Origin of the sequence: Paenibacillus psychroresistens (assembly GCF_009728935.1) — a bacterium.
GTDB lineage: Bacteria > Bacillota > Bacilli > Paenibacillales > NBRC-103111 > Paenibacillus_AC > Paenibacillus_AC psychroresistens.
Map to the genome: position 1 here is coordinate 7,976,573 of NZ_CP034235.1, position 25,005 is coordinate 8,001,577.

General features: G+C 43.0%; 13 protein-coding genes. 2 read left to right on the forward strand and 11 right to left on the reverse strand.

Annotated elements, in window-relative coordinates:
• Window positions 1–148: 148 nt before the first annotated feature.
• From EHS13_RS35670 to EHS13_RS35710, 9 genes are all read right to left on the reverse strand, one after another.
• Window positions 149–3,337, reverse strand: a complete 3,189-nt coding sequence (locus EHS13_RS35670) for an ATP-binding cassette domain-containing protein (protein ID WP_155705043.1) — start codon at window positions 3,335–3,337, stop codon at window positions 149–151.
• 290 nt (window positions 3,338–3,627) lie between these two features.
• A complete protein-coding gene (locus EHS13_RS35675) occupies window positions 3,628–7,287 on the reverse strand; it encodes an S-layer homology domain-containing protein (protein WP_155705045.1) in 3,660 nt (1,219 codons plus the stop codon).
• A gap of 195 nt (window positions 7,288–7,482) precedes the next feature.
• Window positions 7,483–11,898 carry an AAA family ATPase gene (locus EHS13_RS35680; RefSeq protein WP_155705047.1) on the reverse strand — a complete coding sequence of 1,472 codons (4,416 nt, stop codon included), beginning with the start codon at window positions 11,896–11,898 and terminating at the stop codon, window positions 7,483–7,485.
• Window positions 11,899–12,165: 267 nt separating this feature from the next.
• A complete protein-coding gene (locus EHS13_RS35685) occupies window positions 12,166–12,744 on the reverse strand; it encodes a nitroreductase family protein (protein ID WP_155705049.1) in 579 nt (192 codons plus the stop codon).
• 37 nt (window positions 12,745–12,781) lie between these two features.
• Complete coding sequence (locus EHS13_RS35690) at window positions 12,782–13,798, reverse strand: ABC transporter substrate-binding protein (protein ID WP_162463419.1); 1,017 nt, start codon at window positions 13,796–13,798, stop codon at window positions 12,782–12,784.
• Window positions 13,799–13,893: 95 nt separating this feature from the next.
• Window positions 13,894–15,558 (reverse strand): AraC family transcriptional regulator, encoded by a 1,665-nt coding sequence (locus EHS13_RS35695; protein WP_155705053.1) that lies wholly within the window; start codon window positions 15,556–15,558, stop codon window positions 13,894–13,896.
• Between the two features lie 186 nt (window positions 15,559–15,744).
• Window positions 15,745–16,581, reverse strand: coding sequence for an ABC transporter ATP-binding protein (locus tag EHS13_RS35700; protein ID WP_155705055.1), 837 nt, complete (start codon window positions 16,579–16,581; stop codon window positions 15,745–15,747).
• An 18-nt stretch (window positions 16,582–16,599) separates the two neighbouring features.
• On the reverse strand, window positions 16,600–17,649 hold the full coding sequence (locus EHS13_RS35705; protein ID WP_155705056.1) for a FecCD family ABC transporter permease: 1,050 nt from the start codon (window positions 17,647–17,649) through the stop codon (window positions 16,600–16,602).
• Window positions 17,649–18,629 carry a FecCD family ABC transporter permease gene (locus EHS13_RS35710; RefSeq protein ID WP_155705058.1) on the reverse strand — a complete coding sequence of 327 codons (981 nt, stop codon included), beginning with the start codon at window positions 18,627–18,629 and terminating at the stop codon, window positions 17,649–17,651. The genes EHS13_RS35705 and EHS13_RS35710 overlap by 1 nt, the downstream gene beginning before the upstream one ends.
• 218 nt (window positions 18,630–18,847) lie before the next feature.
• On the opposite strand from EHS13_RS35710, the gene EHS13_RS35715 reads away from it, so the two are divergent.
• Window positions 18,848–19,873 carry an ABC transporter substrate-binding protein gene (locus EHS13_RS35715; RefSeq protein ID WP_155705059.1) on the forward strand — a complete coding sequence of 342 codons (1,026 nt, stop codon included), beginning with the start codon at window positions 18,848–18,850 and terminating at the stop codon, window positions 19,871–19,873.
• Between the two features lie 58 nt (window positions 19,874–19,931).
• On the opposite strand, the gene EHS13_RS35720 is transcribed toward EHS13_RS35715, so the two are convergent.
• A complete protein-coding gene (locus EHS13_RS35720; RefSeq protein WP_155705061.1) occupies window positions 19,932–20,720 on the reverse strand; it encodes a sulfotransferase family 2 domain-containing protein in 789 nt (262 codons plus the stop codon).
• A gap of 247 nt (window positions 20,721–20,967) precedes the next feature.
• Window positions 20,968–23,715 carry a cadherin-like beta sandwich domain-containing protein gene (locus tag EHS13_RS35725; RefSeq protein ID WP_155705063.1) on the reverse strand — a complete coding sequence of 916 codons (2,748 nt, stop codon included), beginning with the start codon at window positions 23,713–23,715 and terminating at the stop codon, window positions 20,968–20,970.
• Between the two features lie 372 nt (window positions 23,716–24,087).
• On the opposite strand from EHS13_RS35725, the gene EHS13_RS35730 reads away from it, so the two are divergent.
• Window positions 24,088–25,002: an ABC transporter substrate-binding protein gene (locus tag EHS13_RS35730; RefSeq protein WP_162463420.1), complete on the forward strand. Its 915-nt coding sequence runs from the start codon at window positions 24,088–24,090 to the stop codon at window positions 25,000–25,002.
• Window positions 25,003–25,005 lie beyond the last annotated feature (3 nt).

Sequence of the window (25,005 nt, forward strand, 5' to 3'; positions counted from 1 at the left end):
TGTATGAAGCAAAATAATTTTTGGTTTAACTAGATTTCGACAATATTATACAATTCCCTGCTTGTAGGCTTTTCAGCATCGCAGTACTATAAAAGCCAAAAAGAAGAGGCGCCTCCGAGGAGAACGCCCTTTACTTTGGCATCTGCAATTATTTCTTGCTAACAAGTGTATTTTTCTCCAAACATTGATAAACCGACATCATATCTTGTTTATTCAACTCACGAATCCGATTGAAAATAGGAATGTCCGCAACGGCTTCGTTAAGTAAGCTTTCAGCAACAACATCACTTACTTTACCAGTTAACCATGTTTGTACATCTATGCCCTCAACGATTTCCTTGCGACCTTCATCATTGATCCCACTTACATAACAGCTAACACAAGGCACTGATAACTTCATTACGCCGTCATGAAGACCATCTTCTGAAATGTTCTTCTTCCCCTCACAGAACGGGCAGGGATGAATGGCTTTAATCTTATTAATTAGTGTAACAATTTTGGCGTAACCAAACGCTTCGTAGACATAAGTTAGTTTCTTATATTTGCCATTGGTGAAATACTTATCAATAATAGTTTCCCTAGTTTCAGTAATATCGGCAAAATCACAGATCGTAATCCAGTTTTTGCTGCTGATCACCTCGAGGTTGCCTTTAATCTTGTCCCGGAATGGTACGGCGTTTTGTAAAACCACTTCATAGCCAACGAAGCTCGCAAGCTCCAATTCAAGCATTTTCAACGCAACCTGTGTTTCCCTTGGCATTAAGCTGATCTCTGCCGTTAGTGCTATATCGCCGCCAACAATAGATTTTAGCTTTTCTAATTGGGGTAGCTTTCCTACGGTTTTAATCACCTGATCAATTGGTTGCTGAATAATCTCACGAATATCCGTGCTGCCAAATTTGAGCTTTTTATGATGCTTTAACACGGTTCCTTGGCAAATGGGGCAGGTAATCATTTCTCTGGAGGCTTTCATAGCTTCTTTAATATCCAAGTTCTTCGAAATAACCATATATCGGTTAAGAATGTAATTAAAGCCTTCCCATGTTCGCGAAGCCTTGCCTGCTTTATCATAAAATGACTTTTCCCAATAGCCATATAAGAAAGTATGCTTTTCTGCTGCTGACATCTCATTAAAGCTTTTACTGATATCGTGGCCAAGCTCGTTTTTTATCTCATCAAATATGAACTGTATTTTGGCATGCTGATAATATTTCAGAACATCCATGACCTCTGGAAGAAATAAACCATCGAAGAACGGTACTGTTTTGTCTTGAATAAGAATATCCATATCAAACTGTTCCATGACACGACGACCCGAACAGCTTGGACAGTGATTGTCCAGATTATAAAAATCGAAGCTTTTTGTATCTTTATTCGTCGGATGAGCAGCCACAATATGGTTGATCAGCCCACCTATTTCATAGAGAAAGCTATATTGACTATACAGATGTCGTTCAAGATCAATCGCGATCACAGGTGCAATTGTATCCGATTCATATTCACCATAAATCAGACGGGCCATGGGCGACAAGCTTTTTAAAATACCACCCTTATAAACGTTTTCTGACTTTTTAAAATAATCTATCTGATTTTCTTGTAAGTAGTGGATCCCTTTTTGCTGCTTAAGTGTGGAAGGAATATGCAATGGGCCGTTGCTTTCGTCCCTGTTTATTTGACGATAATAATCATCATGACTGACAACATCCAGATGCTCGACAGGATCAGGCAGCCGTTTTCCAAAATCAACGATAAAATCAGAGCTTTCCAGCATATAGGCATTGTGTTCAATCATCAGAATTGAGACAGATTCATCTTGCAGAATGACCCTGACACTATCAATAAATTGGTTTAAAATATTCTGCGATAACCCTTTAGACGGCTCGTCAAAAATAAATAGCGTATGTGGGTTCTTCGAATTAGCAAACAGCTCTGAAACTAAATGAACACATTGAAATTCACCCGTCGATAAGGATTGTGTTTTTCTTTCAAGTGTCAAATAACCAAGTCCAAGCTTATTCAATAGGCTCAATCGTTTATGAACGATGTCTTCATTGGGTAGTTCATCAATAATATCCTCAAGCGAACGCTGAAAAATATCATCCATATCTTCGCTATATTTGGTAAGCTTCCTTTTAATGTCCAGAAACGTCGCAATGGTTGAGCGGCTGGTAATCGATTGGTTGCGATCCTGCCCGACCACTACTAGCTTATCTTTGGGATTCCGTTTCTGAAAATCTTTGACAATACATTCATTAACAAGTGTAGATTTACCACAGCCTGACTCACCCGAAAAGGTGACAAGTCTATTCTTCGGAACCTGAATTTCAGCCATTTGAATATTACGACAGTGAAGATCTTGAAACTGATAGTATTCTGTGGGCACTGCCTTATTAAGCTCGCAATGAATGGGTTTGGGACGTGGTGATTCTTCAACAATTTTTCCGCCATATTTACCACTGCCAGGTCCAAAAAACAATTGCTCATCCGTTGTATCAAGCACAGTGTCAGAATGATCGATGAGCCAAATTTGATTCTTTGAACCCAATTGTTTAATCTGTTCGAGAATTTTTAATAGTGTTTCGTGATCAAGCCCAACGGAGATTTCGTCAATAATAATCACGGAATTCTCACTAGTTGCCATGAACTCTGCTAAGTAATGTCGTGTTACCTCACCACCTGATAAAGTTCCCATAATCCGATTTAAGCTTAAGTAGCCAATATTCATATTAATCATATTCTGGAGAATGTGCTGCTTCGCTTCACTCAGATTTAATTCCTCCGCAAGCGAAAGAATCGTTTCAATACTTAAGCTGTTGATATCGGAAATACTATGGGGTCGATTCAATAATTCCAGCTTATATTGCTCAACTTCCTCCTTGTAGCGCCTCCCCTGGCACTTTGGACAAGCAACATTAGAGGTCATACTGCGCCCTTTACAATCAGGACACCAGGATAAAGCATTATTAAAGGAAAAAACCTCTGGTGAAAGATTGAATTTTTCTGCAAGAGTCACACGAATCTCTTTAAAAACACCCGTATGTGTGCCAATGGTAGAACGAGGATTAGATGAAATCGATGATTTCCCGAGAAAAAGCACTAAAGGGATCTCTTCCATCTTAATCGCACTAAAATTGGTTTCCATAATCTCAGGAAATAAATACTGATATTCCGCCTTTGGCAATAATGAGACCAGACGCTTCTTGGATTCTTCACCAATCGTTTGACAAAAAGTTGTTTTACCCGAACCAGACAAACCCGCAATCCCTAGCGATTTATCTTCTGGTAGTGCTGCATCTAATAGATTAATATTGTTCGAAATCAATTGATTTATTTTCATATGTACTTCCTTTCTATTCTTATAAACTCTTATAAACATAGTCTTTCCATTTTAGCATAAGGTTAAATGGATTTTAGATAGAAGATTTTTCCGTGTAGAGGTTATTTTTAATAATAAAAGAAAAGACATCTCGTTTCAATGTTTGGCTATATTATTTGTATTCCAAACCCCCTCGTTACTCTTGAACTCTGATGGCCTCATCCTTAAATACAAAACACAAGGACGTCCCTATGGAAGTCCTTGTGTTTATCTTCATCATATTCGGCTGTTGCTAATGCATTTGACTTACCTTAGTCCTGAGAATCATATGATTGAATACTTACAGGATTCCCGGAATTATTGAATGAATTCAAAGCCAAGTCCTTTAAGCTGGAATTAATCATAATCGTTGCCGAATCGGAATTAGTAATAGGATTGCTGTCTATGCTTTGGACAGTCAAATAAATTTCGTCTGTTCCTGATCCTCTTATTGCTGTAATGGTATATCCTGATGCCAATCCTGCCCCATTATTATGATTAATTGCTCCTGCTGTAAAGTCTCCAATACTAGCCGTTACCTTTTCTGAAAATCGGAATCTAATTGTTTCTGTGTCAAGGAAATAAGGTAGAAAATAAGCTAATATAGGTGGCTTGTTATCTTTGGAAGCTATTAACAATGATCGACTCTCCATATAATTTCCATTTTTATCCTGAATTTCTTCTATATATACAGAATCTGTAAACGATACATCTGCTGCCCCTGCCGTAATCGTCAATACCTCATTTAACCATACATATGTGAGATCAGCGTTTTCTGGAGCACGATCAGTTACTGCCATTTCAACTGTGTTTTTTGAAATATCGTATAAGGGTTCAGAAAAATGTACTGTGACTGACTGTCCTGCTGCAATTGTAAAAACTTGATTGCTATTGCCAATTGCTGTAACCGTTGGACTTATAGTGTCTAGTCTCTGAACAGAGATAGCTGTAGTATCATATGCATTCAATGCCAAATCTTGAATGTCATCTGCAGCCTCAGTCCTAAGTAATGTATAATCCCCAGCGCCGATAGGTACTGGGTAGTTGGTACCCTTTACTGTTAATGTAATTGTATTAGTATTAGATCCTGCTAAATTTTCGATTACTAAATTCCCAGCCGCTGAAGGTCCTCCAATATTATTCATATAATCAGAGGTAAAGCTATCCACTATAATCGGTTCATCGAATACTATTACAATCTGAGTTTCACTTGTAAATGCCGCTGATAAAAGCTTAGGACCCTTATTATCGAATTTTGTAATCGGTAGAGATTGGACAAGATCCAAAGCATTCCCAGTTACATCCATTATTCCATTCCCAATTCCTACCACAGCCGTATCCCCCCCAACCAATGCTGCAGAGGCAGCATCAAGGGTACCCGCTACTGTTAATGTAATAACAGTAGTTCCATATCCTGCAACAGCTAAGATACTGAACCCGCTTGCTGTTCCGACATTGTTGATATGAGTTACTGTCCCTGGCGTGAAATCGGCTGCCGCTGCTGTAACAGGCTCGCTAAAAGTCACGGCAAGCGTTGTTGCTGACGTGAAGGCTGCCGAAAGCGCAGTAGGCTGACTATCATTTGATGTATCAATCAGTAGCAAATCAACCGCTGTATTACCATTTTTGTCTTCTACATTTACGATCACATCGTTTGTAAAGAGGGTGTCAAACACTGCTGATATAGTAAGCATATTACCAACATCATTCCCATCATAAATATTAGACCAACCATATCCTAAAGGAAGTCCTGTATTAGCAGTTATGGCTGCTTCAATATTGTGCTTTGCTAGTTCTGATAGCTCTTCGTTAAAGTTTAATTCAATTGGAACACCGTTCTGAACTCCATAAGCTGAAGTACCGTCTCCAAGCTTACTGACCGTTGGCGGAGTGATGTCGTACCTGCTGATAAATTGATTAGGAACACTAACCATAACATGGCCTGCTAAGTCGGTCACACCACTAATTGCTATAGAACTCGTGGAAGCACCATTAGGAACTGAATAGTACATGGTTAATGTAATGGCATTTGTTCCTGATCCAGATATTTCTGTAAGTGAGTATTGACCACCATTGATCCATATGGAGTCTGGAAAATTGTTTAATGTCGCAATAACCGGCTTGTTAAATGTTATAACAAATGGCCCCTCACTTATGAAAGCAGCACTTACCACTATTGGTGGTGCACTGATGGATTTTTGTACGGCTACTTCTGTATCAAAAGCAATTTTAACTTGGGCTGTAGTAGCATAATCCACTCCGTTGTTATATACAGCTAATGCCACTGCTAGCTTTCCTGCTGCATCTAATGCTGTATAATCTGTCATCGTAATTCCAAATATCGTTTGATTGGCTGTTTTTTCAATTATGGTTTTCACAGCTTCAACACTCGAAGCTGCATTTAACTCAGCTATGCCTATGGGTTCCGGTATCGCTGTTGGTGTTGGTGTTGGTGTTGCTGTCGGTGTTGCGGTTGCGGTTGCGGTTGGTGTTGGTGTTGGTGTTGCTGTCGGTGTTGCTGTCGGTGTTGCTGTCGGTTTTGTTGTTGCGGTTGCTGTCGGTGATGCTGTCGGTGTAGCACTTGGCTTAGGTGTTGGTGTAGTCGTTGTCGTTGGAGGTGTCTCAAATGTAGAGCCGGCTGTATTCATCGTTGCTAGAACAATGGTACCTTTACCTAACATTTTAACAATAGCATCCAGTACTAGTTCGTTTATCGTCGCCCCTTGGCTAAGGTTAAGCAACATCCCTGTTGCAGTCGAATTTGCGTTCATATTCTTTATTGTGCCTTCTGGGACATCGATTTGAATTTGTTGTGAGCTGACATTGACTGTATTAAAAGAGCCCGCTAATGTCACTTTTGAACCTGCTGGAAGTAATGAGCTAACATTTACATTTCCAAAGCCTGTCCCGGTTGAATTCGTTTCTTTAAGCGTTGCTGGAGAATTGATAATGACTAAGGCAACCGTAGTGGTTCCTTCCGAAACGATACGCACAATGCCTGTACCCGTTTTTTTATCAATAATAATATCCACAAGCACCGAGTTGTTAAAATGGATACTGTTCTCGCCGCCGCCTTGAACGGTTACTTTACCAGTGACTTTGACATTTTCTAAGAAAGCATCGCCATTGCCAATACCTTCTGCTAATAATAAGTCTCCATTAATGACCATGTTCTGCAGCTTAACACCCGCTGCATTTACAACCACATTCTTATTAACGGTGTCTACCCCTGTTGCTGGTCCGAAAGTACCCGCTGTATTGTAAGCTACTGTTGAAGCTGATGCGGTACGAACTGTAATAGCGCGATCTAGAGTAACAACGGCTTCTGCACGTGTAATAGACTTGCTTGGTTTGAAGCTATTGTCTTCTGCATAACCTTTTAGAATTCCCTGTGCTGCTGTTGCTTCTACTGCGTCTTTAGCCCATATAGCGATTGACGCTGAATCGATAAATGCAGCAGCTGCATTTTCCGTTTTCGTTAAAGCCAATAAACGATTTACAATTACGGCAACCTCTTGGCGACTAATCGGTTTGCTCGCTCCAATGGTCCCATCGGCATAGCCTGTAATATAGCCGGCCTTTACGGCTTTCGCCACTTCGGCATAAGCCCAATTGTCAGCAGCTACATCGCTAAATGCGATCTCAGCTGTTTCTGTAAATCCAAATGAACGATTGATTAAAGTGATGAATTCCGCCCTTGTAATATTATTGCCTGGCTTAAAGCTGCCATCTTTATATCCATTAATAAATCCCTTGTCGATCCATGAAGAAATTTGGGCTTCTGCCCAGTGCCCTGTAATGTCTGAAGTCGGAGCTGCGTTTGCAGGTTGTACCGCGCCTTCTGTTGTGTTTGCAAAAGCCGTGACATTGAAAGTCAGCAACATGCACAATAGGAGTAATGTAATTTTTCTAAACCATTTCTTTTCTTTCATAATAAGTCTCCTCTTAATTTAATAGATTTGGTGGGTTATATCTTTACACTAAACGACATTTTTTTCACACCTATGCCTTACAGTACTTCATAAGGAACGAAAAGAAACCTAACTAAAGTTATAGAAACGCAAAAAAAAGCCGGAAAAGGCTTAAACCTTCCGTCTTTTTTGCGATTTCGCTATACGGTGTATAGATCAATCCAACAAATGCAATTCTCTAGCAGCATTGATTGCTTGTCCACGTCTCTTAACTTGAAGCTTTCCATAGATATTAAAAATGTGGCTTTTGACAGTGCCTTCAGTCAATTGTGTATCTATTGCGATTTCTTTATTTGACAACCCCGCAGTTAGCAGCTGCAATATTTCTTTTTCACGATTAGTCAAGGGATCAATAAGAGGAGATGAAGTGATTAAGGGACTACGTTCAGAGCCATTATCCAAATCGCTAGTCTCGCTCCGTACAATACGTGAATCCTCTAATGATTTCAGATAATACATTCGGGCAATCATCATATCCAGCACCTCAAGCCTGTCCTTCGTAAACACACTGGAAATCAGGTTATTCTCCAAATAAAGGACAGATGCCTGAGTGTGGCCTGGAAAAAGCACAGACATACTAAGAATGGACTGAGGACGGTATCGGCGAATATACGGATCGGTAGCATAAATACTTTGCGATGCATTGGCAACCACAACCGGTTCGTCGGTTCTGACGACGTAGCGAACAATAGCTTCTGCATAAGAAACACCTTCCAGCTCCGCGTCCATACCGCCCTGCTCAGCCTCTATGAAGAATACTTCATCTTGTCTGCTCAGCACATACCCCCGTTCCGCGCCGGAAAATCGCAGCGCCGTTGCAAGGAACTGGCTCATCACCTCTTGTCTATCTGCTGATCTGGGCCACTCCGCCATTTGGTTAATGTCCACTTTACCGTTATCCAGTAAGAATCCCTGATCACGTGCGCCTTCACCTTGGAAGCTTTCTTCAGTGGGATATTGCTCTAGTTTTGTGCCCAGCCCATCTTCTCCAGCCGCAGCAACATAATCTTCGTACGCCACTGATGCGGATTGAGACAGCTCAGGGTAAGTCGCTTTCAATCGGCCCACTTTAGCAACAGCTCCCCATTGCCCATAAGCGGAGCAGGCATCCGTCAATAAAGCATCCGCCGCCGTAACGATATTTACTTCTCTATAGTAAAGTGAAGCACGTTCACAAGCTATCGCTTCCATAAGCTTGTTGCCTTCCCCGCGCGCGGAAGTAATCGCTTCTTCGAAACCTTTTATCGCCGCTTGCCCGTTTCCCTCAATTCGCATGTATTCAGCCCGAATCAGCAGATAGGCTGAGGATGTCGGTCCGTAATAACCAACAAACAGCTTTTTGTCGTGCAAATCTTTGCGAATTTGGGCACGGATCGTTTTCTGCTCGTTTGGCTTGGCTTCCACATAGAGGGCAGCTAATGAAAGGCATTGATACACTCTCTGTTTACGCTCCTGCAGCCGAGGTTTGGTATAGATGGTGTTTCTGGCGATCTCTCTCCATTCGAAGACTTCACGGTACCGCTCGGTCAAATAAGCGATTTCCATATGACAGGTGCAGATATAGAACGTCTCTAGCTTGTATATTTTGTTAAAATCGATCGCGCGACCTGGCACATCCGTTTCAATCCTGTTATGGCTTTCACCTTGCATTTCCGCTATATACCACTTTGCAATGCGAAACAATTCCATGGTGGTTTGATCCTGCAGCTGCAAAGTAGCTTCTTCAAACCTTTTCAGTTTGGCTGACAAGGAGGGCATGTCCCCCATATGGGTAAAAATACTAAACGTAACAGCAAGACCTACAAAGACTAGCTCCGCTGACTCCAGCCCAAAGCGCACGGAATGATCAAAATGCTTATTCGATTCTTCAGGATCTATACTTAATAATGCAAGAGCTTTTAAAAAGTGAAGCCGACATTGCAAGGCCATGCTTCCAAAGGAAGATGATAGTAGATTAGCTGTTTCTATATAGCGAAACCCTAGGGTCAAAGGAAAAAATTGATATACAAGAACGAAACCATACGCGCAAAGCGTAAACGCAAAGGCTTCGTTATTTCCATGCTTCAAACCATAACGTATGAATTTCGCGTTTAGTACAGTCGACATTTCTGGGTAGAGAACGTGGGCCGAAGCGGATATCGCCATGATCAGATTGGTCAAGGCATCGTACTCAGGTTCACGGTTTAACGGCAAAGAGCTCAGTTCATCTCGCTTTCTGTACAAGGTCAATTGCGCAAGTGCTAGCTCTTTCATTAAAGTTGTTTTGGAAGGCTTCATGGGTATTTCCCATCCGAATTCGGCCAAAGCCTGCAGCCCGACTTCAACGGCAATAGCGTCTCTTTTTAGAAAAGCATTCATTCGGATGCGGATGACATATATCCTGGAACGTTCCACTCGATCATGAGCAAGGGCCATCAGCCGATCGAGCATCGCTCCGGCACGATCCACATGCCCCGTCATATACTCGCATTCCGGAAGCTCAAACATGAAACGGTAAGCAAGCGGATCCTTGCCCGCTTTACCTGCTTCACCAAGCAGCTGCAAGCCCTTTTCCAAAAATTGAATCGCTGCCTGGAACGCAGTCGACATCTTCGCTTTCAGACCCGCTTGCAGATTACACTCGGCCAGCTCCCGTTTTTCAGCTTCATCTACGATTTCAGGCGAGCCGAGATTCAAATGATGCACCATATCAAAGATGGTCTCTTTTCCTAGATCAGGGCTCTGGCTAAGCAAGACTCGCCCGATCTTCAAGTGCAGGAATGGTTTGTCGGAGTCCAAGACATTGCTATAAGCCGCCTGTTGTACGCGATCGTGTAGAAAGGCATAATAGCAATCATCTATTCCCTCCTCATCCACGTCATTCTCACGACGAATTAAACCTTCTTCTACGGCAAATCGCAAAAGCTTGAACGTCGCTTGCAGCGATTGTCCGCTGACCAAAGCAAGCGTTGCTGGACGAAAACGGTGTCCCATGGCTCCTGCAATAGCAAGCAGATCTAAGGTTTCATGCGGCAGCAAGTGTAGTCGAGACCCGATCAAATGAAGAATATCCGGATCATTTGACATCTGTTTTACTACCGCGGCATCCCACATCCAAATCGCTTGTTCCTGATCATAATACAGCTTTTTTTCACGGTATAAACTGTCCAGAAGGCGGTGCAGGTGAAATGGGTTGCCGCCCGTTCTTTGGTAAAGCGATTCCGCAAGCACACGAATGCGATCTGAATTCTCGTGGAGAACGAAGGCGGTGAATCGGTGCACATTCGCCAATGACAACGGCTCGAGCGCAATATGCCGCAACCGTATGGATGCTTCCTCCATCTGAAGGGAGAGGGTATTTTCCATCCAGAAAGCTGCTGAAGTAGTGTCCTCTCCGCCAAGATCCTCGACAGCCAATATTTCCGTGCGAAATGTACCGATCAATAAGATGCCTTGTAAGGAGGGATCGTGCGCCAAAGTGCGAATCACGTCCAACGTTGCCGGGTCCGCCCATTGGAGATCATCCAGAAAAAGCACAAGTGGATATTCCTTGCCGGCAAAAGCCTTTATAAAAACGGGAAGTAAACGACGCAAACGGACAGCAGCTTCTGCGGAAGGCAATGGTTCAACAGCAGGAAAATCACCGAGCAGCATCGCGGCTTCCGGCAGAAGCTCTGCAATCACACCCGCTCCCTGACCCAGCGCCCCCGCTAACTTGTTTTTCAACTCTGCAACTTTGTCCAACGACTCACTCCAGATGTGCTGCATCAATTTTTGAAGTGCCTGAAGCAATGGCGCAAATGGCATATCATGATTCATCAGATCACACTTACTCGAAATGAACCTAGCCCCTACACTCGTAACCGATTCTTGAAGCCCTTGGATCAGCGCGGTTTTTCCGATACCTGCCAAACCACTGACCAGGACGAACGCCGAAGCGCCCGCTTGGGCTGCTGCAAAAGCACGGCGCAGTTCTTCTTCCTCTTTTTCACGGGCAAACAACATTCGCGGGAGACGAAATCGATTGGCCTCATCCGCACAAGCAATCTCAAAAGGGGCAATCTCACCCGTTTCTGTTAGGGAGTAAAGACAGCGGTTTAAATCGAATAACAACCCATAAGCACTCTGATAACGCTCCTCGGGCTCCTTCGCCAGCAGCTTCATAATCATTTCATCGAGTGGACCAGCCCAGTCGGGGCGCAGCAATTTTAGAGATTTGGGATTGATGGCAAGGTGGGCATGTACCCATTCTTCCATGTCTTGTGCCTGAAACGGCAATTGTCCTGTAAACATCTCATAATATAGAATACCAAGTGCATACAAATCGCTGCGTTGATCGGGCAAACGATTCATTCTACCTGTTTGTTCGGGGGATAGATAAGCATAATCGAGCTTCAAGTCTTCTACGAGATAGGCTTGATTCATTTCCAGCTCGAAGCGAATTCCAGCAGGATTTACAATGCCCATGATTTTTTGCTGCTTATGTATCGTATGAGCCAATGTCGCAAGCACTACAGCCATATTCAAAAAGGATGAAACATCAAGAATACGACCATTCATCCATGTCTTTAGTTCAATACCACTACTATCCATTACAATGCCTCTCCCTCTTCTGGATGCCAAAAATCTATACTCTTGAAAATTGTGCAGTTCCGCCTATTTTACCATCGTTTCTGCAATTCAGTGAAGGTTTTATTCTCAAAGCTATATAAGGGACATCTTAGAGGAAAATACAAAAAATCCGCCTTACTTATGACACGGCTCAGCGTATCATAATAAGGCGAATTTTAAGGCATCAGTACCTATATTCTGAAAATTCAGATATTTATAAACCTGTGAACCACTAATCTAATCAAGCTCTCAGAGATGTGCCAGAGTCAATAAATCCGAAACCGGTGTTCGCGGCGAACCGTTGGCTACCTTGTTCTCATCATAATAGCCGAGATGCAACGTTCCGACCACCTTCTCACCTGGAAGCACACCGATAGCTTCACAGAAACTCCGGTCCCAGTTGTAAGCATTTGTTTTCCAAACCATACCAATGTTTTGTTCCCACGCCAGTAATTGAATATTCTGAATCAGGGCGCTCGTCGCTCCGTATGCATCCTCCCACTGTCTTGGCCGCTCCAATCTCGCATGCTCGGATTCTTCGCTCATGATTACAATTAAATGCGCAGGAGTCTCAACAGTGAACTTATCCATCAGCGTCTGACCATATTTCTCTCGAGCTTCCTGCGAGTAAGTGCTCAATACCGCAGACGCAAGGCGCTGCCTGCTATCACCCATAAACAATATGAATCTCCACGGCTCTTTGGAAGCATGATATGGCGCCCACACAGCGGTTTCCAGAATTTCAATGATTTGTTGCTCAGTGACGGGATGACCGTTAAATTCCCGTATTGTTCTTCGATTACGAATTACAGAAGCTAAAGTTGTCATTAGCCTTTACCACTCCTCTAATCTGAATCGTTCACTATTATTTAATCAACGCTGCTAGAACCTGCTGAATGCCCTCTTTGAATGCAAGCGGGCCTCCCCGGTTCCAAGGATGGTTGGGCACGAGATGCACCTGTCCATTTTTTACAGCAGGTATATTTTTGTAAATCTCATTTTCCAGCAATTCCTTCTTAAGCAATTCGGTATCTGAATCCTCATCAACATGCATGAATATATGGTCTACCTTCATCTGTGCAAAAACTTCCTTGGAAATCGGCTCTGCCCACGTTTCCTTCGGTACCCCTTCGGATGGTGTCAATCCCAGCTGGTCATATAGAATGTATCCGGGTACTTGATCCTTCAACCCGTGAATTCGAATTTCCTTAGCTGTTAACCGAATGAAAGCAACTGTCTGATTCCCAACGGCAGCCTTAAGCTTACTCTTGGCGTCTTCCAGCAAAGCATTGTATTCATCTATATTGGCCTGTGCCTTGCTTTCCAAGCCTAGTGCCTTGCCAAGCGCTAAATGCGTTTCTCTCCAGTCCATTTTCCATTCAAAAAATAGGGTAGGAGCAATTTTATTCAATTCGCCTATAACATCCTTATGAGAATAGCCTGCAATGATCAGATCAGGATTTGTTGATAATATGGCCTCAGCACTAGGCACATTGCCAATTTTCTCTACGCCTTTCAATCCTTCTGCCAAATAAGGCAGGTAACCGTCAATTTGGCCGGTACGGTCATAAGTGGGTACAGCAATGGGCTTAATGCCGAGAGCCATCAGATGGTCAATATCATCGTGATAGGTCAGAGCAATCCTTGTGGGATTCGCAGGGATCTCAACATCCCCCAATATTGTTGTTACGATACGATTGGCTGCGGGCGTTGGTTCCGCTGATGCGGTTGGCACCGCCGTTGGCGCTGCTGTTGGCGCTGCAGTTGCCTGCGGTGATTCTGTCTGTGTCTTAGTTTCTTCCTTTGTACCGCACCCCACTGCAATAATAACGACCATCAACAAACTGATAAAAACAGCTGTTGCCTGATTTTTGAGCTTCATTGTAAATCCTCCTATTATTCTATTGAAAATGATTATCATCCTCAGTAGAATAATACAATGTTCAAAGGACTTAATCCATTAACAATTTTGATCATTTATTTGTGCATATTTTCAAAAAGGGACAGAGCATGGTTAATTCCATTTGAATAAGCGATAGGGCCACCCTTAGCCCATGGATAGCGCGGCACTTCCAGCAGCTTCTTCTTCCGGACAGCAGAATGCGCCATGAACTGATTGTATACCTGCTGCGAACCGCTTCTTCTGCCGACTATGATATAATCCGCGTTAATCGCTGCCGCTTCCTCTGGCATTATCAGTTGGTTCCAATTATTATCGGTAACGACCGAAGCCGGTGTTAGTTCGAGCTGTTGAAACAACAGCCACCCGCCATTGCTGGTGTAAGGGCTCACACGAATCCCCTGCTGCGTCATCTCCAGAAAGACAAATTTCTTGCCGCCAGCCCGCTTATGCATTGTATCGCGGGCGGTCAGCACTTGCCGATTGAACTGCTCGATATTGCGTTCAGCTTTCTCTTCTTGCCCGAGAACCTTAGCCAGCTCCCGATGGGTGTTCCGCCAGTCCACCTCCCAGAAATAATAATGAGTCGAGGCAATTTTGTCCAATTCCGTTATTCCCCAATTTCTCATAAACCTGCAAGCAATGATCATATCGGGATTCAGCTTCCGTAGCAGATCTTTGCTGATCGTTTGCTCACAGCCGATTCTCGGGGCGTCCTGCAAATATTCCTGTAAGTATGGGATTATGTGTTCCGTATGGTCTTCATTATGATCATTGGGTACAGCAATGGGCAACAGCCCCAAAGCAATCAAATGATCCACTTCGTCGATATATGTCACTGCCACTCTTACCGCTTTCAACTCGCGACCCGTTCTGGCGCTATCCGTATTCCAGTTCTTTTTTACATAAATTGAAGGTGGAATGCCTACAACCTTTTTAAATATTCGGCTAAAATAATACTCATCGCAAAAGCCTGTGTTTTGCGATACTTCCCGCATCCCCTTCGAATACTGCAGCATTTCTTTGGCTCGTTCTATCCTGACATGGGTCAGGTAATCGCTGGGAAGCATACCTATTGATTTTTTGAACAATCTCGAGAATGAGCTGGCATTCAACCCGCTAAGTCTGGCCATATCATCGATTTTAATGTTGTCTGCATAATGCTTATCCATATAAATTGCGGATCGCTCCATAGTATATAGCGGATTGGAGTCCTCGTCGTTCGTCTTGGCTTCCTCCATTAAGGTATACAGCATCTCCTCAAACCCCAACTGCTGCTTCCAGCGAAGCAGTCCTGTCTTGGCGTCCCGCCCCTCATGCAACCGCCTGATCATATGATCGACCTGCATCCAGTTCTGTACTGCGATCTCGCCGTAATTGATTAGCGGAATTTTTTCCACTTCACTTACTGACCAAGCCTGATTGCTTCTTGTTGACAATGCCATTGTAAATGTTAGGTAATAGGTTTCCAGTGGGATGCCTGCATCTACTGACACCTCAACGAGCATGCCCGGCGTCAACAGAAACAGTTTATTTTTCTCAATTTTGTATTTTGTGCCATCAATCGTTAACGTCCCCGAGCCTTCCCTGATGAAAACAATCGTATGGCTGCGGACAACTCTTCGCCTCGCCTGTTGATGCCACTCTCCGTTAAAATGAAAGATTTCTTTCAGAGAAAAAATTAATCTTCCTGAACGATCATCATCCACAGGACCGTGAGTAGCTGGTGTTTTGGTATTCATTATAGACCTCCCTCTTAATCAACAGTCGAATATAAGCACTTTAAATGAGAATAATTATCACTTACTATTGTACGTGAAATAAAGAAGCCTTTCAACTGTGTGAAGGCTTAGAGAGGGTGAAAAATGTATGATTGTTTCATCCTATTGAAACTAAAAGTATACAAAAAATTAGCATTCTTTCTAACTCTAGCCACGAGCGTTATGTATCGCTTGATGCTGTGCCGCACGAACGGCTCGAAGCCTGCTATTATCATATGGTATGCATAGAGGTGTTCCATAAAGAGGATCGGGAATGATTTCACATTTGAGGCGAAAAACGGTTTCTATTAACTGCACATTAACCACTTCGTCCGGTCGCCCCTGCACCTCTATTATTCCGTCTCGGATCGCGACGATGTGATCAGCGTAACGGCAAGCGAGATTGATATCGTGAAGCACCATGACGATAGTGCTCTGATCGCGGTCATTCATTTCATAGAGTAAGTCAAGTATTTCGATCTGATGTGTCAAATCGAGATAGGTGGTTGGCTCATCCAACAGAATAATTGGCGTCTCCTGTGCCAGTGTCATGGCAATCCATGCGCGCTGCCGCTGCCCGCCAGAAAGCGAATCTACCGATTGCTCCGAAAGCGTGGTCATGTCCGTCGCCTCCAATGCCTTCTGAACGGCTACCTCATCCTCGCGTGACCACATCCTCAGCCAGCTTTGGTAAGGGTATCGGCCTTGTTTGACCAACTGCAGCACTGTCAACCCTTCCGGAGCAGTCGGTCCCTGAGGAAGAATAGCAAGCTTGCGCGCAACTTCCTTTGTGGACATGCTGGCAATATCGACACCGTCCAATAATACTGAACCGTGCTGTGGCTTTAGTAGCCTAGCCATGGAGCGGAGCAGCGTCGACTTGCCGCATCCGTTACTACCAATGAATACGGTAATTTTCCCCTTCGGAATGGCCAGGTTCAAATCCTCAAAAATAAATGCGCCTCCATAAGATAATCCAAGTCCCTTTGCTTCCAATGTACTCATATCAGCATGCCTCCTGGCTTAATAACGACGATTTCGGTTACGGTACAGCAGATACATAAAAAACGGTGCGCCGATTGCCGCAGTTAATACACCAGCTGGCACATCTCGTGGTAAAAAGGCGGTACGCGCCACCAAATCCGCCACTAGTAGAATCAGTGCTCCAAGCAGAGCTCTGACAGGCAGCACACTGCCAAAAGACGAGCCCACGAGCTTGCGTGCCATATGCGGTGCCATCAACCCGATGAAGGCGATCGCCCCACCTATTGCAACGGCAGAACCAGCAAGAGCCACACTAAGTACAATTAGTACCAGCCGATGCTTCTGTACATGAGCCCCGGCACTGTTGGCAACATCGTCGCCAAGTGCTTGAATATTAACGTTTCGGGCTTGCAGCCAAGTGATCGGCAGAAGAATTGCTACCCAAGGCAGCAGTGTGAACACATCCTTCTCCAATGATGTCCCATAGATGCTTCCGCTCATAAAAATTATAGAGCGATCGGCTAGCTCTAGAGGACCCGAGATAATTAACATATAAGAGATGGACTTGATAGCTGCCGAAAAGCCTATGCCAACAAGAATGAGCCGCAACGGTTCAACTCCACGCTTCCATGAGAGAATATACAACAACGCAGTAACGAAGAGCGCTCCGCTAATTGAAGCAAGCGGCATCCAATGAATCGATACTATACCATCGAAAAAGAAAATAAAAAGAACAGCGCCAAGAGAAGCCCCTTCCGTAATGCCTACTACATCCGGTGAAGCCAGCGGGTTCCTAATGATGCCTTGTAAGATAGCCCCCGCAACAGCTAAAGAAGCACCGATCAGTATGGAGATAATAATCCGCGGCAGACGCAGCTTCTCCACAATAACCTGTTCCATAGGCTCTGCCTTACCTAAAAGAGCTTTAATGACGTCAAAGGGTGAGATATATTTACTGCCAATTCCTGTACTGATTATTACAACGATAATACAGAGCACAAACAAAATAATGCTAATCCATATAGTTTTTTTCTCTATTAAAAAGGAATACTTGGAATCTGCCGATCGGAACGATCTATATTTGCCCATTACATTCGTCTGCCTTTCCTTGCGATATATACGAAGAACGGTACTCCAATAATCGCAGTCATAACACCAACGGGAATTTCCTTCGGCATGGCGATGTAGCGGGAACCCAAATCGGCCGCTACCAGCAACAATGCGCCTAGCACCGCGCTATATGGCAATATCCAGCGGTAATCACTACCAATCAGGTACCGAACGATGTGTGGGATGATGATTCCTACGAAGGCGATAGGACCTGCTATAGCGACCGAACTTCCAGCAAGAAGAATGACTGCAGCCGCCGAGAACATCTTAATAAATGCAGTGTTCTGGCCTAGTCCTTGTGCAACATCGTCCCCCATCACGAGCACGTTCAAATGTCGTGAAAGCAGTAAAGCGATCAGTATACCTGCTCCCATATAGGGCCAGACGGATATGAGTTGATCCATATCACGCCCAGCAACCGAACCTACTAGCCAGACGAGTAGCTGATCAAACATTCTGCCGTCCGTAAGCATCAGCCCCTGAGTAAGCGAGGCAAAAAATGCGGTCATGGAGGCTCCAGTCAGCGTGACCTTGAGCGGGGTCATACCGTCTCTACCGATACTTCCTAACAAGAAGACAAGTCCACCGCTGAAGGTTGCGCCGATTAGCGCAACCCAAGTAAATGCCTGCATACCCGATATCCCCAGCCAAGCAGACGACATAATGATGAAAAAAGCAGCTCCAGAATTTACTCCAAGTGTACTAGGTGAGGCAATAGGATTGCGTGTTATGACCTGCATGACCGCCCCTGAAATGGCCAAGCAAGCTCCGACAGATGCGGCAATTAGCGCTCTGGGAACTCGGGCTGTACGAATGATCAAATGTTCATTACTCGTATTATAATGGGTGAATGATTCCCAGACGACCCTAAAAGGGATATCCGTAATCCCAAAAGCGATGCTGCACATAATGGCAGTCGCAAGAATAATAAGCGAAACCATTAAAAAAACAATTCTCATATAATCCACTTTCTTCTAAACCAGCTATTCTAGGTTGCGATCCTTAGTCAAGGTATGCTCTTGTTGCATTCTAAAGCAAGTAAAACAGCTTGTCAATGAACATGATAATCATTATCATTTAGTTATTGACAGTTTAAAGCTTTCCCTTTATAGTTTAAACTTGCAAATGATAATCGTTCTCACAACGAGAAGAAAACCAACTTAGGAGGAAGAAAGTCATGAAAGTAAGAGGGACACAAACAAACGGTAACCGTACAGCTTGGTTTGGGATGCTGATGCTTATTCTGGTTATGGTACTTTCAGGATGTGGAAGTAAAGAGACATCCGACAATGCAAATCAAACAAATTCCACGGCAACGAATCCGCCAGAGACAGCTGCAAACACGGATAATCAAGTGCGTAAGGTAAAGCACGCTATGGGAGAAACGGAGATCAAGGGGACTCCGCTAAAGGTTGTAGTACTGACAAACGAAGGTACTGAAGCACTCTTAGCTCTTGGAGTAAAACCGATTGGTGCCGTTAAATCTTGGACGGGCGATCCGTGGTATGATCATATCAAAGCTGACATGGAAGGCGTTACAGTGCTTGGTGAGGAGGGTCAACCAAACCTTGAGCTTATTGCTGGTCTGCAGCCAGATCTAATCATTGGCAATAAAAAACGGCAAGAAAAAATATACGAACAGTTGAAAGCAATCGCTCCGACCGTCCTATCAGAAGATTTGCGCGGTGAATGGAAAATCAACTTCAATCTGTATGCAGAAGCGCTGGGTAAAACCGCCGAAGGTGATGTGCTAATGGCTGCATTCGATAAGCGGATTGAAGATTTCAAAGTGAAAGCCGGCGACAAGTTAAAGCAGACTGTATCCGTCGTTCGTTTCATGGCTGGCAAAACACGTGTCTACCACACAAACACGTTTTCAGGCGTTATTTTCGATAAAATCGGTATCGCCCGTACAGAAATGACGAAGAATGCGAAAGACGCGTTTGTCGACGAAATTAATAAGGAGCGGCTTCCGGAAGCAGATGCTGATCGCATATTCTTCTTCACGTATGAAACTGGCGATGGAAAAGCAAACCAAACGGAACAGGAATGGACAAATGACTCGCTATGGAAAAATTTAAATGCAGTCAAGAACGGACAAGCCTACAAAGTTGATGATGCCATTTGGAACACAGCTGGTGGCATAAAAGCAGCGAACCTAATGCTCGATGAGATGTACAAAATTTACGAAATTAAGCAATAATCTTTCCGTTTCTCTAAGAAAGCTGCCTCCTTCCAAAAAGGGGACAGTTTTTTTTCGGCTACAATACTGTGGAAGCCAATTTTAAATCATCTTGATCATAGCCATATGCTTCAAAATCCTTCCTATATATTTCTCTAACCAGATCTTTTGTTTCTTGATTATAGAGGCTCTCATAAGTTGGGAAAGACCAATCAAATATCCCCATAGTCATAATCATCTCCGCAAATTCGCCTTTTTTGACCATTTTCTCTGCAAAATGGTGCGGTGATTTTGTAATCTCGGAGAGGGGAGCTTCTAATAAGCCATATTTATTTTCAATATCTCTTATATGTGTGCTGAAGTTCTCTAAATAGATATAATTTTTTATAAAATGTTCTTCCCCGTTAATATACTGAAGCCCGATATGAGGGTCCACGGAGCTTATTTCTGATCCTAAGTTTTTAAGATAATATAAAAATTGTTTGAAGGACATACCTCTGTTAAGATCACCATGGAACATGGAAATGAGCCACGGGGAACAAATCGTAGATAAAAAAGAACTAACTGCCCTTCTATAAGGATTACGAACAAGTTTATAAGTATCCTGTTTTTCCGCTAAAAGACTCTCTATTAATATGGATGAATACTCCGTTTCTTTTGTGAATATATCATTTCTATACCTATGAACCTCTCCACCTGATCTATGACTTACATCATCAAATAATCCAAGCTGGAAAAAAAACCACCGATTTAAAGTCGTGCAACCGCTCTTGGGAGTCCAAAATAAGGTCATTGGAAAATATTTATGGTAAAGGGGTAAATAAGGTGCTTTCAAATGATCTATAAACTGTATATCTCTTTTAGACATTTTATCACTCTCCTACTATATAAAATATCGAGATCCTATACCTAAAGTTCGACTATTTCACTCTAATAAGATATGTAATAAATATATAAATGCAATGGGTAAAAAGTAGAGTTGCAGCCTAAAATTAACAAAGGTGAACCTCCGCGCTGTCTCTAACGGCAAATCCCAAATCTTCTTCATATACACTTAATAAAAAGATACGGTAGACACTGATTATTCAGTATCTACCGTATTTTAGGTGTTAATATTAAAGCTTAAGTCCAAGATCAAGTGTAACGTTCAACATACGAAGAATCATTGCAACTGATTGTTCTTTGGTAGCATTAGCATTAGGGTCAAATTTCCCATTCCCCGTACCACTGATAATTCCTGCATCAGCTGCTGCGTTGATAGCATTTTGTGCCCAGTTACCTTTAACATCAGAGAACTGTTTTCCTGAGGTGGATGCTTTAATAGTCATAACTTTGCTGATCATAGTTACAATTTCTGCTCTGGAGATAGTTTGATTTGGTTTGAATGAGCCGTCACCATAACCTGAAATTATACCATTAGACTTAAGAGCTTGAATTGCATCTTCTGCCCAGTGTCCTTTAGCATCAGAGAAACTACCTGTACCGCTTGGAGTTAAACCAAGTGCATTAACGAACATTGTAGCAAATTCGGCTCGAGTTGTAGGTTTTGTTGGGTTGAAAGAACTGTTTGTATCCCCTGAAACAATTCCCATTCGAGTGGCAAGATCAATTGTAGCTGCACTCCAAGACTTTGCTGGTACATCGCTAAACGGTTTAGAAGGTGTGTTTTGTGCCTTTTCTACAATAGCCCTTATTATACCAACGTTAACCTTGTCGTTAAGCTCAGGCTTATCTTGATTAACTACTGGAGTTGACGTAGGTGCAGGTGTAACTACTGGAGTTGGCGTAGGTGCAGGTGTAACTACAGGTGTTGGCGTAGGTGCAGGTGTTGCAGTAGGAGTAACCACTGGTTTTACAACTGGCGGTATAACTACAGGCTCGTCAACTGGTGGTATAACTACAGGCTCGTCAACTGGTGGTGTTACAGCATCCGTCTTAACTGTGTGTGTAACCCCAACACTTTCAGCACCTGCTTCGTTTATCGCTTTGAATAAGAATGTGTATGACGTGTTAGAAGTAAGGTCTTTCACGTTATATACACCTGAAGTAACAGAATCAACAGCATTACCATTCATGTAAATGTTAACTGTAGAAAAACCACGATCAGTAGGAAGCGAGAAAGTAAAGTTTACTGTTGTCGTTGTGTGAGTCTCTACCAAGTTAGTAATATCGGAAGGTATTGGTAAAGCCTCACGTGTAACATTAATTGTGTAGGTTTTAGTAGTTCCATCTTCTGCAGTTACTTCAATATCAATTGGATTAGATCCCACAGATAAAGCAACATGGGCGAAAGGCGATACCCCTCCTATTTTGGCAAAAGCCGGATTAGAATGGTCTGTTAAAGGTTCACCGTTTACGGTAACTGACGAATTGTAATACGCTACCGTTGGCGTTACATCAATACCCTTTACATCATTAGATACCGAAGCCGTGTAAGATGCAGTAGCAGAATTAAATTCAGGACTTAATTCACCGTCGGAAATTTCAAGATAACCTAATCTTGTATCATTTGAAACCCGATAGGCATAAATTGTGTAGGATTGACTAGTATCACCATCTTCAGCAGTTACATTAACCTCAATAACATTGTCACCAACATTAAGATCGATTGGTAGGGAGTCATCACCACTGGTAACAGTAACCCCGTTTACAGAGACAGAAGCATGACTATCAGCTGCTGTAGGTGTGACTTTCATACTGCTGACATCAGCATCTACAGTCAAGTAATAAGTTGAGTCCGTTGTGTTGAAGATAGGATCAAGGTCACCAACAGAAGTAGTTAGATCACTTAAATCGGAATTTGAAGAACCTGCTTTGTAAACAGTCACTACGTAATGACTGACCGTTTTACCATCTTTAGCTGTTACTGCAATGTCGATAATGTTTGCACCAGCATGCACAGGAAGGTTTTCTGATGTGTTACCCCATAACATATCAGGAGTACCTGGCATAGGCGGCATTCCTGGAAAACCCGGCATTCCTGGCATTCCTGGAAAACCCGGCATTCCTGGCATGAAATTCTGAACAACTGTAACCCCGTTTACCTTAACTGTCTCATAACGTTCTGATACAGTCGGAGTAACGGTTACGGAAGTAACGTCACTTGTTACATGCACAGTGTAATTTAACTCGGTAGGACTAAATACTGGGGTAAGGATCCCCCCACCCATTATTAAAGTCTTTAATTTAGAGTTATCTGACAAAGGTGTAACAGAAAAGACTTCGCTGAAAGCTGAATATTTATCACTTGTGTTCACAGCTAGTACCTTAAGCGAATAGGTTGAGTCATTTGTTAAGCCTGTCACATCATAAGAAGTAACATTTGCATTTACTTGCCCTGCAAGGTTATTACCATTATAAATTTCATAACCTGCTAGGTCATACTCAGTATTTGCCGTCCAAGAAATAACAGCATGCTGACTTCCCGATACAACTGATACCCCTGTAGGGCTTGCAGGAGCATTTGGATTGACTATCGTTATTGATACAGAATCGCTCTTTACTGACTCTTCATCCGTTAGGGTAGAAGCTGTTACTTCGAAGCTATATTCAGTACCATACTTCAAACCAGTAGCCGTATAAGATAAACCTGTTACCGACTCCGAAGTAGCCTTCACTCCGTCCATATATACATCATAACCTTTTAAGTCCATACGATTACTTGCGTTCCAAGTTACGGTTGCAGTAGTTTCATCAGAAGTGACGTCTACTCCAGTAATCTTAGCAGGAGTGCTTGGATCTGCTACTGCAGCACTAACTTTTAATTGAGATACAAGTGAGAACAATAAAACCACCAATGTCATTAATACTATAAATCTGCGTACCCTATTCTTATTCGATAAAAATAAGCTTGAACCTACCACTTTACACTCTCCTATTTTGTATATTGAACTACTTTGTGTTCTACTTCACATTTATCGCTACTGAATAAGTAAGCATCGACCTACCTGATCTTTTTTGCCAATATCTTTCATCTTTTGCCTCCTAATGTGTTCAATATTTAAAAATACTCCCATGCAAAAATAAGTATACCACCCCCCAATGACGGCAAAATGACAAACTTCGACAGCATAAAGAGCCCTGCAAATCATCTTGCGCTTCAAAATGTTTTTGTCTTTCTCTAGAAGTATTATTAATCCGTGCATCAAAAAGTCCGATTAGTCCATTGATTTATACAGATGATAAGGCTAATCTTAATGATAATGAATATCATTATTAATTGGGAGTGGTTTTTTGTGTCTGGATTAAAAAAGTATGGCTGTATCCTATTTCTCATTCTTCTGTCACTGAGCTTGTCGGGCTGTGGGAAAAGCTCTGATGACGTAAAAACCGACACAAGGGCTTATACCGACAGCTTGGGAAAAGAACTGGAGATTCCAAAGGAACCCAAGAAAATTCTCGCATTAGAGAATGTCGGAGAATTATCGGCGTTAGAAGTAACACCGGCTGGAACCAATGATTATTTTCTGAATATTTTTAAAGAAGCCCTTAAGGATGTAGCATCTGTAGGAGAATTCGAGCCTAACCTGGAGGCGGTTATCAAACTGCAGCCCGATTTAATTATAGTTGCGGATTATATTGAACCTGAACAGCTTGAAAAATTGTCCAAAATAGCACCAACAGCCGTATTAAAGTGGAATACGAGCTTTGCGGAGCGACTGCATAACGTTGCTGAACTGATAGGAAAAGAGCAGGCAGAAACAGCCTGGATTGCCGGTTATGAAGTTAAAAAGAAAGCCGTGCAGGAGAATCTCAGTCCGCTTGTAGCGAAGGGGGAAACTGCATTGCTGCTGAAAGGGAATGCGAAGGGGTTATTTATGTTCTCCCCAATCTGGTTCCCTGGGATATATGATTTAATGGGATTTGCTGCACCGGACGCTATAAAACCTTTATTAGAGAAAGATCCGTATTTTGCTGGCGAAGCGATTTCCATGGAAGCCTTGGCCGAATACAAGGTGGATCGCATCTTCCTGCGAGTTGACGCTGCTTCTTACCAAGAGCTGATTGACAGCCCGTTACGCAATACGCCTGCTTTTAAAAACGGCCATATTTACTTACTTGATGAAACATGGGATAATGCCGATGTAAAATCCCTGGAAATACAAACCGAAAAAGCCGTTGAGGTGCTCAAAACGAACTCTGCCAAGTGAGGA

What these genes read in the sequence shown, in the direction of transcription:
- EHS13_RS35700 (WP_155705055.1), bottom strand. Translation starts at nt 16,581, where the DNA reads ATGAGTACATTGGAAGCAAAGGGACTTGGATTATCTTATGGAGGCGCA.
- EHS13_RS35675 (WP_155705045.1), bottom strand. Translation starts at nt 7,287, where the DNA reads ATGAAAGAAAAGAAATGGTTTAGAAAAATTACATTACTCCTATTGTGC.
- EHS13_RS35695 (WP_155705053.1), bottom strand. Translation starts at nt 15,558, where the DNA reads ATGAATACCAAAACACCAGCTACTCACGGTCCTGTGGATGATGATCGT.
- EHS13_RS35705 (WP_155705056.1), bottom strand. Translation starts at nt 17,649, where the DNA reads ATGGGCAAATATAGATCGTTCCGATCGGCAGATTCCAAGTATTCCTTT.
- EHS13_RS35690 (WP_162463419.1), bottom strand. Translation starts at nt 13,798, where the DNA reads ATGAAGCTCAAAAATCAGGCAACAGCTGTTTTTATCAGTTTGTTGATG.
- EHS13_RS35715 (WP_155705059.1), top strand. Translation starts at nt 18,848, where the DNA reads ATGAAAGTAAGAGGGACACAAACAAACGGTAACCGTACAGCTTGGTTT.
- EHS13_RS35685 (WP_155705049.1), bottom strand. Translation starts at nt 12,744, where the DNA reads ATGACAACTTTAGCTTCTGTAATTCGTAATCGAAGAACAATACGGGAA.
- EHS13_RS35670 (WP_155705043.1), bottom strand. Translation starts at nt 3,337, where the DNA reads ATGAAAATAAATCAATTGATTTCGAACAATATTAATCTATTAGATGCA.
- EHS13_RS35710 (WP_155705058.1), bottom strand. Translation starts at nt 18,629, where the DNA reads ATGAGAATTGTTTTTTTAATGGTTTCGCTTATTATTCTTGCGACTGCC.
- EHS13_RS35680 (WP_155705047.1), bottom strand. Translation starts at nt 11,898, where the DNA reads ATGGATAGTAGTGGTATTGAACTAAAGACATGGATGAATGGTCGTATT.
- EHS13_RS35720 (WP_155705061.1), bottom strand. Translation starts at nt 20,720, where the DNA reads ATGTCTAAAAGAGATATACAGTTTATAGATCATTTGAAAGCACCTTAT.